This is a genomic window from Hymenobacter terricola (genome assembly GCF_017921975.2).
Classification (GTDB): Bacteria; Bacteroidota; Bacteroidia; order Cytophagales; family Hymenobacteraceae; genus Hymenobacter; species Hymenobacter terricola.
This window is the reverse complement of the sequence record NZ_JAGEMO020000033.1, coordinates 49,247-62,211: the sequence shown is the minus strand read 5'-3', so window position 1 is coordinate 62,211 and position 12,965 is coordinate 49,247. Positions and strand designations below refer to the sequence as shown.

The window sequence follows — 12,965 nt, the reverse complement described above, 5'->3', positions numbered from 1 at the left end:
TTTGGTTTCCCAGTCCTCCTATCAACTCGACAATCATTAGCTTAGTATCTCCCAGTTCTCCCAAACAAATTCGTACTGATAAGTCAGCTTATGGGTAAGAGCAAGTCTCTTTTGGATGTCAACCATCCTTCCCTTTGCATTATCAACAATGAAATCATGAAACTGCACCTGCACGTTCTTGAACAGCGAGATTAAGCCAGTATCTAGCAACGACTCGAGAAGTTCAAATTCCCCCCCCTCAATATTGATTTTAACTAAATCAACCTGTTTGATTGCTTTATCGGCTATAAACTGCTCTACAGAAAAGATATCGATTTTCTCATCTTTAGGCCCATCAGCGAAAACTGAAGATGAATTAGCAAGCACAGAAAACGCAAGAGTTTCTGTTCGAGCACCTAGGCCAAACATAAATACATTGATTCGATTATTATTTTCGAATCTCAGCTGGATATTTTTAGCATACGGGATAAAAGGCTCAAAAATCATCATTGAGCAGTTATATTTTGCGTAAATATCACTTGCCCATTGGCCTTCGTAACCGCCTAAATCCCAAACCAATGAGTCTGAATTAAGCCTATAGTTTAATCGATGAGTATTATCACCATCATCTTTAAACCATTGCTCAACCCGTTTTGACTGAATATATTGTGGACTTAATATAGCTTCTGCAGTCACCTTACTATCAACTGATAGTAGATGAGCGACTTTGTTACAAACTCGAATTACAAGTTTTCTCATAGTTTATTTTTGCTTCAAATCTAGTGTCAAAAAAGTAATCCTGTTGCTTTAGGCAATAGTTATGTTTATGACTAAAGGCCCGAGTATAAACTCAGTAGTTTTTCCAGCGCTCGCGTATGCTTCAATTTCCATCCAACAGTATTCGAATTAGCCACTGAAAGCTGTCTGAATTCCTCTGAGGTCCAAAGCAGCTTTATTTTAGCAGCCATGCTTTCAGCATCGAAGGGGTCAAATAAAAAATCCGGGTTATCTACCGTTTCTGGTAATGATGTCACACTGGAACATATAACCGGAACCTTCAAGAGTATACTTTCCATCAAAGGAAAACTCCCTGCCTCATAAACTGTAGGCACCACTACGCCTAAGCAATGCCGGTAAAGGCTGAACAAAGACTGCTCGTCCACTATTCCTAAGAATCGAACTTGGTCATGTAGATTCAACTCATCCATTTCCATGCTCAAAGATTCCTCGTAATGTTCGTTTAAGTGCCCGGAACAGATTAGATTCACCCTACAGCCGTATTCATCTCTCAATAAGGCTAATGCACGTAATAACCGGCTATGGTTTTTATGCTTCCATGTATTTGCAGGGTAAAAAATAAAAGGGCTTGGTAAGTTTAATTCGCTAAGTGAAAGAACATCGGCTTCAGTAAACCTTTCAAACCATAACTTTCCCATATCAAGCAAAACAACCTGGATTTTATCAGGGGGTATGGCAAAGTATTTCACAAGGTCATTTTTAATGTGCCTGTAACTCACAACTACTTCATCAGCCCGTCGCAGGAAATCAAGAAAATTGACTGCCCGATAAGCGCGGTCTTCAGCAGTGAAAAAATCCGGAAAATGAATCTCCTGCACATCATGCAGAGTAACAATTAATTTAGCGTTATTAGTAAGAGGTATAAACTGGTAGGGGCAATGAATTATATCGATTTTATATTTATGAATGAGCCTGTCAATGAGACTATCAATTTTAAACTGCCATCCGGTGCTGAAGCGGCGTGATAGAAAATTTATAATTTGTTTCCCTCTAATTATTTTAGCCTGAACCGTTGTCTTGGCCACATCAGAGTCCATGACCCGGTGCAAATGAGGTGCAACAGCAAGAGAACTCAGTACTTCTTGGTCTGAGCCGTTATGATACACAAAATAAGTATTATGCTTATCTTGAGCAAGAATTCTCATTAATGCAATTGAATACTGCCTTACGCCGCCGTGTGACTGGTCTAGCTTAGGAATGTAAAGTAAGATATTCATTATCAGTCTACTTGTCAGCGCCTTGTATATCGGAGAGATTGGCCACAGGTTTACCATTAAATGTGGCCAATGGTAAAGGTGGAAAAATCATTGCTCTTATAAATCTTTCCTTCTTTTCCAACTCCCAACCTGGGTCTATTGCACCTTGGTAAGGCGCTCCTCGTTTAAAATATTTCCCTTGGTCTTTATCTTGTTCTAATCCTTCAAAACCACGATTAACCAAGTCAACAACGTTCAGAAAGTCCTTTACAGCGTCGAACATTACGCGATAGTAAAGGCTTACTTGTGTGTCAAAATCCTCTATAGCCACCTCTTTCTGGATGATAATCTTTCCCTTATCTACTTCAGTAGTTAAGTAGTGATATGTATAACCAGAAGTATTCAGTCCATCAATCATTGCCCACGTGAGACTGCTGCACCCTTTATATTCAGGCAAAAGTGATGGGTGAAGGTTAAATATTTTCCCATTACATGCATCAATTACGCTTTTACTAATTATATATCGGTAATATATACTCGCGATAACTTCCGGTAGGAAAGGCAAATTTGCTTCATCAATCTTCTCTAATGTATATGCAACACCCTTTTTCTTGCAGAAGCTTTCCAAGTCGTTTGTATAATACTGCGAGGAATGAGTGTAAACAAAAACTTCATGCCCGCTACTTATTAGTAAGTCCAAAGCCTTACATCCTACCCAATTATAACCGCACAGAATAATTTTCATTTCCAAAATGACTTTACAACAGTTGCGATTTCGTGAACTTGGCTATCCGACAGACCCGGAAAGCTAGGAAGATTAATTCCGCGCCAGCCCAGTGCCTCGGCTACAGTATGCTTTTGGAACCGACCTGAATACATAGGCATTGTATGGACGGGATAAAACAAAGGACGAGTTTCGATTCCGTGGGCCGCCAGGTGCTCCCGCAGTCCCTCTCTTTGGCCTGCTTCTGGCACCAAAATGGAGCACATCCAGTAGCTGTTTCGTACATCAGCATGTTCCCCGTGAAAGAGTACTGGTGAACCTTGGAAAGCATTACGATAAAGAGCAGCTATCTCCAACTTACGATTCAATAAAAAATCCATTTGTTCAAACTGCGCTAATCCTATTGCAGCGCAAATATTAGTCATACGGTAATTGTATCCAATTACATCATGCCAATACTGCCGGTGCTTGGCCAGCCCTTGACCTTTGAAATGAACGGCGCGTTCATGCAATGTATGGTCGTTGGTAACAACCATTCCGCCTTCACCCGTGGTAATAGTTTTATTGCCAAAAAAACTAAACGTGGCGATATCGCCAAAGCTGCCTACGTGCTGATTCTTGTAAAGCGAGCCAATTGCTTCCGCACAATCTTCGATGAGGAATAAGTCATTCTCATCGCATATTCGCTTAAGTGCATCCATATCACATGGATGTCCATACAAATGCACTGCCATTACCGCTTTGGTACGAGGCGAGATTTTCTTCCTAACGTCTTCAGGGTCCATTTGCCAAGTATCGAATAGCGAATCGACAAATACTGGCGTAGCGCCCGTATATGCAATTGCATTTACTGATGCTATGTAAGTTAACGTTGGAACGATGACTTCATCATCAGGACCAATACCTAAAGCTATTAATGCCAAGTGAATGGCGACGGTTCCATTACTGACGGCAGTGGCGTGCTCACAGCCTATATAGTCCGCAAATGCCTCTTCAAACTGTGGAATAAATTTCCCCTTAGAAGAAATCCAAGTGGAATCAAGGCATTCATTTACGTATTTCTTTTCGTTTCCGTTCAGCGAAGGCTGATAGACAGGAATTCTGATAACAGAACCTTGCATACATTGTGTATTTAAATTATTAATTTACTCTTAACCATTTCAAAATCTCTCGAAAGCAGACTTTCTCGGTGACTTGCAGCAACTGGTGGGAATAAAATTTTCCTGTTTATAAATCGCATAGTTCTGAGAAGTAAAGAATCTTGCTTCGTCCTTACTTCAAAAGGGTTAGGCATTTGCCTCTTTGACAAAATATGCAAATTACTATTATTTGTAAATAGCGTACATTCAAATAAATCGGCAAGATAATTTAAGCTTTCTAAACTATACAATGCAACATGCTGGCCTCCCTCCGGAACAAAATACCACCAGTCCTGGTCAGAATTAAATGAAATATCAGGCTGAATTTCTGTTGAAAATATTATTGAGTCAGAAAATTCAAACATTTTTGCAATTTCGCTAATCGGGTCAACAAGATGCTCGAACACTTCAAAGGCAGTCAGTGCTGCAAAACGTTTCACGCTGCAATTGTCAAGCTCGAAAAACTGTGCGAATAAGTTTTCACAATATTTATCGTATAAATAAAAGTTGTACCCTTTATCGCGCATCATTCTAACAAATACTCCATACCCTCCGCCATAGTCAATATAACAATCGTCAGTTAATGTGAATTGCTCAAGAATACCCGGAATTGTGTTAGAGAAAACATTATTTCTGTACAAAAGGCCAATATCAAGACCCGCTATGGCAGATGAGTATGCTTCATCCAGCCAAAATGGCGTTTCAGTTTGAATAAATTTGCATGATTCACATTGAAAATAAGATACTTGGTGCTTGTAAAGCACCTTACTTTCAAATAAAAAATGAGAATTTTTCAGACAAATTTTGCAGGTTTTCATATTAAAAATATTTATTATACTTTACTCCACTCACAATTGATAAATACACAGCCATAGTCAGTACCTGCATATTGAAACAATTCTGTTCCAGTTTCTTCAATCTCGAACATCAGCTTATCCTCAATAATAGTGATAATCTCAACGTTTGGAATATGTAATGCTACAGTAGGCGCATAGCTGTTAGGGGTTAGAACATTCGCAGGAATTATAGACTGAAAAGCATAAACACCAGGCTCTGAAACAATTGATTTTATATTAATTTCACTAGTGAATACTTTTCGTTCTGTCTGGTCCTTGATGTGAAATCCTAACGTGAAATTTTTCTCGGTATCCCGAATCACTATTTTGAATTTCAAGACTACTTCCTCTGAGAAGTAAAAACTTGTTGACGATTCACCTACTGTATTCAACAGGTCTACGCTTAGTAAATCATTCTCCTTCGGATTTTCATTTATGTATTTACTCGACGCCGCATTATTACCTAGCTTCAAATAGTAGTCCATTCCTTTGTTAACTGCCCCATCGAAAGCTACTAGCCCGTTGCTCATTACCAGCGCCTTATCACATAATGCGGTAACAGCTCCCATATTATGACTAACAAATAGAACAGTGCGCCCATCATTCACGCTCACATCCTTCATCCGGCCCAGGCATTTTTTTTGAAACTCCGCGTCACCCACGGCCAGAACTTCGTCCACAATCAGGATTTCAGGTTCCAAAAAAGCCGCTACGGCGAAGGCGAGGCGTACATACATGCCGCTGCTATACCGCTTTACAGGCGTATCGATATATCGTTCAACGCCCGAAAAATCGACAATCTCATCGAATTTGCTACGAATTTCGTCCTTCGTCATGCCCAGAATGGCACCGTTGAGGAAGATATTTTCGCGGCCGGTCAACTCCGGGTGGAAGCCGGTGCCCACCTCGAGCAAGGAAGCAATGCGGCCCCGCACCTTAACGCGACCGGTAGTAGGCGCGGTTACTTTCGATAGAATTTTGAGCAGTGTGGATTTGCCGGCACCGTTGCGGCCGATAATGCCCAGTACTTCACCTTGTTTTACTTCAAAGTTGATATCTTTTAGCGACCAGACAAAATCGCTGCTACCTTTAGCGGTACGGTCATTGGCTTCGCCAATGATAGCAGACGGGTCTTCCTTGCCACGTAACCGGGCCCAGGCCCTGTTCAAGTCGTGGCTGAGGGTACCGGTACCGATTTCACCCAAGCGATATAGCTTACTCAGGTCTTCAACTTTAATTGCGACATTGCTCATACTCACTCTCCCAGATGGTACTACTCTTGGTTCCTTTCCGACTAACGGGCTGCTCCAGGGCTATACGGTATCGGTAAAACTTTTTTCTACTTTATTGAACACCACTGTACCGATTACCAATACGACCAGTGTAACAACCGCGCTGTAGCCTAACGCGAGCCAACTAAACGAGCCGGAACCCAGGAAGGCAAACCTAAAGGTTTCGACAATGGCGCTTAGAGGGTTGGCCAGAATAAACGGCTTGTATTTTAGGGGTAGCTTTGATAAGGGATAAATGACGGGCGTGGCGTACATGAGGAGTTGCACCCCAAAGGTAAGTAGCATAGCCAGGTCTCGGTATTTGGTGGTGAGGGCACTGAAAATCATGCCCAATCCCAAGCCCAGAAGTCCCATCAATACGAGAAGAAGTGGCGTGAGCAGGATATAAAGGTTGGGATGCAGACTATTCCCCAGGACCAAGTAGTACCCCCACACAGCCAGAAACAGCGCGAACTGAATTCCAAAGCGCACCAAATTGGACACCACAATGGATAGTGGCATGGTAAGGCGCGGGAAATATACCTTGCCAAAGATGGCCGCATTGGTTGTGAATACCGTGGAAACGGTCGTCAGCGTTTGGGCGAAGTAGTTCCAGATGGTAACGCCCGCTAAGTAGAATGGCAGCTGAGGCAGCCCATCGGTGGAGAGATTGGCAATGCCCCCAAACACCACCATGTAGGTAATTGTGGTGAGTAATGGCTGGATGAAGAACCAGATAGGACCTAATATGGTCTGCTTGTAACTCGATACAAAATCGCGCCGGACGAACAGCAGCACAAGGTCACGATAGCGCCATACGTCGCGCAGGCCCAGGTCGAATAAGCGGGTGTGTGGTTGGATAACCTCCGACCAGTCCGCCTCGGGCGGGGTGCTAGGTGAAATGCGAGGAACCTCGTTTAAGACTTCGACAGATTGCACAGATAGCGGATTAGGAGGTACAACGGAAAGCATCCGAAAAAGCTGGACACTTTCAAAGCATGGCTGTCGAACAAGACGCCGGATGCTGCAAAGATAGTGACAAGGCGACGATGATACAGACGCAGCTAGGGATAAGCAACATAATCAGGCTCGTACTCAGAAGCCTTAGCACTTGGTTTATTGCCGTTTATATAAAGCAGTCAATACCCTACCTCCTTGCAAATCGCAGAAGCGCATAAACTAGTCCCGTCGGAATGGAACTGCAGCCTTTACGTGCTACACCGCAACAAACACGTCATTATACACAGACGTAATACCCTCGCGCAGGCCAATGGAAGCCTGCCAGCCCAGAGCCCGCATACGGCTTACGTCAAGTAGTTTGCGGGGGGTGCCATCGGGCTTGGCGGTATTGTAAACAATGTTGCCGGTATAGCCGGTGATGTCGCGCACCAACTCGGCTAGCTCGCGGATAGTCAGGTCTTCACCAGTACCAATGTTGACGGAGGCAGCGCCATCGTAGTGCAACAGCAGGTGCAGGCAGGCATCGGCGAGGTCGTCGACGTGCAGGAATTCGCGGTAGGGTGTGCCTGTACCCCAAATTTCGACTTCGGGATGCCCTTGCTCCCGCGCCTCGTGGAACTTGCGCAGCATGGCCGGCAGTACGTGTGAGGTTTGCAGGTCGTAGTTGTCGCCGGGGCCGTAGAGATTGGTGGGCATGGCGCTAATGTAGTGCCGGCCATGCTGGTCCCGGAAAGCCTCGCACAGCTTCAGGCCTGCGATTTTGGCGATGGCGTAGGGCTCGTTGGTGGGTTCGAGCGGGCCCGTGAGCAGGTATTCCTCCTTAATGGGCTGAGGGGCCATTTTGGGGTAGATGCACGAGGAGCCCAGAAACAGCAGCTTCTGCACATCGTGCAGGTGGCTTTGCCCGATGACGTTGTTCTGAATCAACAGGTTGTCGTAGAGGAAATCGGCCCGGTAGGTGTTGTTGGCTACAATGCCGCCCACTTTGGCGGCGGCCAGCAACACGTATTCGGGACGCTCCCGGGCGAAGAAAGTGGCCACAGCCGCCTGGTTGCGAAGGTCCAGTTCCTGCGAGGTGCGCACGATGAGGTTGTGGTAGCCGGCTCGTTCGAGGCGGCGCACCAGAGCCGCGCCCACCATACCCCGGTGTCCGGCCACGTAAATTTTAGCGTCTGGCTGCATTGGTCACGAAATGATAATGTGCGACAGGGCCAGCAGCCTATTCGTAAGCGTTGGTGATGACGTGGCCGCCGGCCTGCAGGTAGGCATCACGGCGGAACAACTCCAGGTCGGCCTGTACCATTTCGCGTACCAAGGCGGCGAGGTCGTAGCTGGGCTCCCAGCCGAGCTGGCGTTTGGCCTTGGCCGGGTCGCCGATGAGCAGTTCCACCTCAGTGGGACGGAAATACCGCTCGTCGATTTGCACCACGGTGGTGCCCACGGCCAATTGGAAATCAGGATTGGTGCAGGCCATTACCTGCCCCGTTTCGGCAATGCCCTCGCCGCTGAACGCGACTTCGATGCCCAACTCAGCAAAAGCCAGACGCACGAACTCGCGCACGGTGGTGGTCACGCCGGTGGCAATCACGTAGTCTTCAGGTGTTTCCTGCTGCAACATCAGCCACATGGCCTTCACGTAGTCTTTGGCGTGGCCCCAGTCGCGCTTGGCGTCCAGGTTGCCCAGGTACAGCTTTTGTTGCAGACCCAGCGCGATGCGCGAGGCCGCGCGGGTGATTTTGCGCGTGACAAAAGTTTCGCCGCGCAGGGGGCTTTCATGGTTGAAGAGGATACCGTTACAGGCATACATGCCGTAGGCTTCGCGGTAGTTCACCGTAATCCAATAGCCGTAGAGCTTGGCCACGGCGTAGGGCGAGCGCGGGTAAAAAGGCGTGGTTTCGGACTGCGGCACCTGCTGCACCAGGCCGTAGAGCTCGGAGGTACTGGCCTGGTAAATCCGGGTTTTGTGGGCCAGGCCCAGAATGCGCACGGCTTCGAGTAGGCGCAGCGTGCCCACACCGTCCACATCGGCTGTGTACTCGGGCGTGTCGAACGAAACCTTGACGTGCGACATGGCCCCGAGGTTGTAAATCTCATCGGGCTGCACTTGCTGCACGATGCGGATGAGGTTGGTCGAGTCCGTCAGGTCGCCGTAGTGCAGGGTGAGGCGCACGTGCTCTTCGTGTGGGTCCTGGTAGAGGGCATCGATGCGGTCGGTGTTGATGAGTGAAGAGCGGCGCTTGATGCCGTGCACCTCGTAGCCTTTACTCAACAGCAGCTCAACCAGGTAAGCCCCGTCCTGACCGGTTACCCCGGTGACAATCGCACGTTTCATATGTTTTTGTGGTAAGAATGTTTCTGATTTTCAAGCAAAAGAATTCTAATGCATGTAATGAGCCGTCGACACCAGCGGCAACGCATCGCGAACGTGCGCCAGCAATCAATCGATGATATTTTGGCTAAAATAATTCAAGCCCGCCTATTTGTTGCACTTCAGGCATTGGCGATGGCCGAAATTTACAGCAATAATAAATATTAATTTTTATATTAAAAATTTTCCAAATCTAATACGGGTTGCTATTTTCCCGGCAATGACTCTTCGTAAATTTTGTTGATGACGTACAAAGGTCGGTTACGGGCCGCGTCCAGCCCGCGCCAGACGTATTCGCCAATCACCCCCAGCGCTATCATTTGAAACGCGGAGACGAACAGCAGCACCACCATGAGCGTGGTCCAGCCGGCGGGCTCGTTGGGGGCAATGATTTTAAGAATGATGACGTACAGGCCATAGACCAACGCAATGGCCCCCAGGCCCAGGCCCAGCACGGATATGGCGCGAATGGGCACGAATGAAAAGGCCATCAGCGAATCGATGAACAACTTTATTTTTTTAGAAAGCGTCCAGCGGGACTGGCCAATCTGGCGCTTGCGGCGCACGTAGGGAATGCTGACGTAGGGAAATCCCAGCCACACCATGAGGTAGAACACGTTGGAGTTGCGCTCGTGGATGTTGAGCACCTCGGTAGCCACCTGGCGGTCAAAAAAGACGAAATCGAAGCCGCCGTCGGGGATGTTACGCAGGGCCAGGTTCTTCATCAACCAGTGAAATACCTTAGCCATGGTTTCCAGAAAGCCGGTTTCTTCCCGGTCCTGTCGGTTGCCGAGCACCAGCTTGAAGCCCTGTTGCCAGTGGCCGTACATCTGGGCCATCAGCTCGGGAGGGTCCTGCAGGTCGGCGGTGATAACGGCCAGGCAGTCGCCGGTAGCATGGGCTATGCCGGCCACGATGGCATTGTAGGAACCCACGTTGCCGGCCAAATCGATGATGCGAATGCGGCTGGGGTAGGTGGCCTGCGCTCGGCGCAGGGCCCCCAGCGTGTCATCGCCCGAGCCATCATTCACAAACACGTACTCAAAGGTGACTTCGGGCGGAAAATTCGCTTCGTTCGCCACCAGCTCCTGGGTCGTTACGGGAATATTCTCCTCGTTGAAGTAGCAGGGAATGATGACGGAGAGCTTGGGCATGGGAGCAATTATACGTTAGCAGTTTTCAACTATCCACTGCTAACGACTGCGAATGGCCGCCGCCACGGTCGCAACATGAGCTTCGGTCATGCCGGGCCAGATGGGGAGGCTCAGGCAAGTGGCTGCCAGCTCTTCGGCAATGGGGAAACTGCCCGCGGGCAGTTGCAGTTGCTGGTAGGCTTGCTGCCGGTGCGGCGGCACGGGATAGTGGATGAGCGTGCCGATGCCCTGGGCCGTGAGGTGCTGCTGCAAGGCGGCGCGGTGGGGCGTGTGCACCACATAGAGGTGATAGACGTTAGTGGCGCCTTCGGCCACGGCGGGCAGGCGCAGGCCGGCAATACCGGCGAGGTGCTGGCCGTACCAGGCTGCTATTTGCTGGCGCTGGCGCGTCCAGGTGGGCAGTTCGGGGAGCTTTACGCGCAGCACGGCGGCTTGCAGCTCATCGAGGCGGGAGTTGTAACCGATTACTTCGTTGTAATATTTTTGCTGCGAGCCGTAGTTGCGCAGCACCCGCACTTGCTGGGCCAGGTTATCGTCGTTGGTAGTCACGGCGCCGGCATCGCCGAGGGCCCCCAGGTTTTTGCCCGGATAAAAGCTGGTGGCGTTGATATGGCCAAAACTGCCCGTGCGCTGGCCGGCGAACGCGGCGCCCTGCGCCTGGGCATTGTCTTCGACCACAAAAAGACCATGCTCCGTTGCCAGCGCCATGATTTCCGGCATGCGGCAGGCCTGGCCATAAAGATGCACCGGCACGATGGCGCGGGTACGCGAGGTAAGCGCCGCTGCTATGCGCGCGGGGTCGAGGTTGCTGGTGGCAGGGTCGGGCTCCACCGGCACGGGCACGGCTCCTACCTGCGTCACGGCCAGCCAGGTGGCAATGTAGGTATTGGAAGGCACGATTACCTCGTCGCCGGGGCCGATAGCCAAAGCACGCAACGCCAGGACCAGCGCGTCGAGCCCATTGGCCACCCCCACGGTGTGCGCCACCTGATTGAAGGCTGCGTATTCCTGCTCAAATTGCCGCACCTCCTCCCCTAGCACGTACCAATACGAATCGACTACGCGGGTGAAGGCATCCGTGAGGGCAGCGCGCAAAGGAGCGTGCTGGGGCGCGAATGAAAGGAACGGAACTTCCATGCGGTAAAGTTAACGGCAATTGCAAGCCAGTACATGGCTGGTGGCCCCAAGCCGGAAGCCCAGCTTCTCACACGTCCGAAACACGGCGTGGTTGGTGGCCTGGGTGGTCATCACCACGGCTTCGTGGCCCAGCGCGTGGGCGCGGTGCAGGGTTTCGGCTACCAGCTTTGCGTGCCACCCGCGGTTGGCCGGGCCCACTGCCGTGAGCAAAACCCGCGACAGCCGCGTGCCCAAGGCGGACGCGTCGATTTCGAGGTCGCTAATAGCCAGAAAAGAGTCAACGGGCAAGCCGGGCACGTTGGGTACCAGCACGGTAGCTGCCAGGTCACCCGTCACGGCGTTCTCCGCATACCGCGCCGAGTAGCCATCGGCCTGGGCTTCGCTAAACCAGTTATCGGCATGAATCCGGTCGTAAGGATTGCGAGCCGCCGCCGCAATCCGGCCAATATGGGCCGCCTCCCCCAAAGTCGCGGCCCGCACTGTATGCCGAGGATAAGTAAAATCCTCCAAATGGTCGCGGTAATACGTGAGCCGGGTTTCCACCAATTGCCAGCCGGCGGCAGTGAGGCCTTGCAGAAGCCGCACGTCCTCGGCCGGCACGATGCTGAAGGCGTAGAAAGTGCCGTTGCGCTCGGCCAGATGCTGGCGCAGCGCGTGGGCCGCCGTCACTAATTCGGCCGCCGTGACCTGGGCAGCGAACAAGCCGGTGAACAGGCGAAACGTGGGTAGCCCAAAGTAGTCGGAATCCCAGGGAAGGGAGCGCAGCAGCCAGTACACATCCGCCCCCGGTTTCTCACCAGTTGTACGGTACGTTTTGGTGCCCGCTTCCTGGCCCCAGCGGGTGGCCGTGCCCGTCCCAAACAAGGCCTGCTGAAGCTCGCCAGAGAATTGCCGCAGAAAATAATACGGCGAATAATAGGCCAGCTCCGCCGCGCGGGCCGCCACCAATGGGCTCAGGCTTTCGGTGCCCATCGCTGCCGAAATGCTTCGTAATCACGGATATAATCACCCTCGTCGTAGGGCTGGGAAGCCAGAATCAGCTGCACGGCCGTGTGCGAATACTGCATGGTGTGCCACGCACTGGGCGGGATGTAGAGCCCCACGGAAGGGTCTTCCAGCCTAAAAATCTGGATGTCGCCATTGGCCAGCTCCGTGGTAACGATGATGCGCCCGGCGGCAGCAATCAGCACCTGCTCCATACACTGGTGGGCATGCCGGCCGCGCACAATGCTTTCGGGCGTGTAATAAGTCCAAAAGACCCGCTGCACCGGAAACGGCAGCGGGTCTTTGGCATTTTCACCAACGGAGATGTAACCGATATCCGGAGCCCCCAGCTTTGGAAACTGAATAAGATACGGGGCCGGATAATCAATCATTTTATCAGTTAACAATGAGCAGTTAAC

General features: G+C 50.1%; 13 protein-coding genes. All 13 read right to left on the bottom strand.

The genetic code is table 11. The features are described from left to right. Positions 1–36 precede the first annotated feature (36 nt). The 13 genes from J4G38_RS18750 to J4G38_RS18690 all read right to left on the bottom strand — a co-directional run bounded on the left by J4G38_RS18750 (position 37) and on the right by J4G38_RS18690 (position 12,938). Positions 37–738, bottom strand: coding sequence for an FkbM family methyltransferase (locus J4G38_RS18750; protein WP_210519767.1), 702 nt, complete (start codon positions 736–738; stop codon positions 37–39). 71 nt (positions 739–809) lie between these two features. After that, positions 810–1,994 carry a glycosyltransferase family 4 protein gene (locus tag J4G38_RS18745; RefSeq protein WP_210519768.1) on the bottom strand — a complete coding sequence of 395 codons (1,185 nt, stop codon included), beginning with the start codon at positions 1,992–1,994 and terminating at the stop codon, positions 810–812. Between the two features lie 7 nt (positions 1,995–2,001). Further along, entirely contained in the window at positions 2,002–2,718 is a 717-nt protein-coding gene (locus J4G38_RS18740; RefSeq protein ID WP_210519769.1) for a formyltransferase family protein, read from the bottom strand. Next, positions 2,715–3,818, bottom strand: a complete 1,104-nt coding sequence (locus J4G38_RS18735) for a DegT/DnrJ/EryC1/StrS family aminotransferase (RefSeq protein ID WP_210519770.1) — start codon at positions 3,816–3,818, stop codon at positions 2,715–2,717. The genes J4G38_RS18740 and J4G38_RS18735 overlap by 4 nt, the downstream gene beginning before the upstream one ends. A gap of 11 nt (positions 3,819–3,829) precedes the next feature. Next, the gene (locus tag J4G38_RS18730; protein WP_210519771.1) at positions 3,830–4,654 is read right to left on the bottom strand and encodes a class I SAM-dependent methyltransferase; all 825 of its coding nucleotides are present in this window, start codon (positions 4,652–4,654) and stop codon (positions 3,830–3,832) included. Positions 4,655–4,668: 14 nt separating this feature from the next. After that, positions 4,669–5,925, bottom strand: coding sequence for an ABC transporter ATP-binding protein (locus tag J4G38_RS18725; RefSeq protein ID WP_210519773.1), 1,257 nt, complete (start codon positions 5,923–5,925; stop codon positions 4,669–4,671). 60 nt (positions 5,926–5,985) lie between these two features. Continuing rightward, positions 5,986–6,882 (bottom strand): ABC transporter permease, encoded by an 897-nt coding sequence (locus J4G38_RS18720; RefSeq protein ID WP_226163550.1) that lies wholly within the window; start codon positions 6,880–6,882, stop codon positions 5,986–5,988. Between the two features lie 276 nt (positions 6,883–7,158). Beyond that, complete coding sequence (locus tag J4G38_RS18715) at positions 7,159–8,085, bottom strand: GDP-L-fucose synthase family protein (protein WP_210519777.1); 927 nt, start codon at positions 8,083–8,085, stop codon at positions 7,159–7,161. A 37-nt stretch (positions 8,086–8,122) separates the two neighbouring features. Then, positions 8,123–9,235 carry a GDP-mannose 4,6-dehydratase gene (gene gmd / locus J4G38_RS18710; protein ID WP_210519778.1) on the bottom strand — a complete coding sequence of 371 codons (1,113 nt, stop codon included), beginning with the start codon at positions 9,233–9,235 and terminating at the stop codon, positions 8,123–8,125. Positions 9,236–9,477: 242 nt separating this feature from the next. Beyond that, entirely contained in the window at positions 9,478–10,425 is a 948-nt protein-coding gene (locus J4G38_RS18705; protein ID WP_210519780.1) for a glycosyltransferase family 2 protein, read from the bottom strand. A 39-nt stretch (positions 10,426–10,464) separates the two neighbouring features. Then, positions 10,465–11,562: a DegT/DnrJ/EryC1/StrS family aminotransferase gene (locus J4G38_RS18700; protein ID WP_210519782.1), complete on the bottom strand. Its 1,098-nt coding sequence runs from the start codon at positions 11,560–11,562 to the stop codon at positions 10,465–10,467. A 9-nt stretch (positions 11,563–11,571) separates the two neighbouring features. After that, on the bottom strand, positions 11,572–12,534 hold the full coding sequence (locus tag J4G38_RS18695; RefSeq protein WP_210519784.1) for a GNAT family protein: 963 nt from the start codon (positions 12,532–12,534) through the stop codon (positions 11,572–11,574). Continuing rightward, positions 12,516–12,938 carry a sugar 3,4-ketoisomerase gene (locus J4G38_RS18690; RefSeq protein WP_210519786.1) on the bottom strand — a complete coding sequence of 141 codons (423 nt, stop codon included), beginning with the start codon at positions 12,936–12,938 and terminating at the stop codon, positions 12,516–12,518. Before J4G38_RS18690 ends, J4G38_RS18695 begins: the two co-directional genes overlap by 19 nt. Positions 12,939–12,965: the final 27 nt, after the last annotated feature.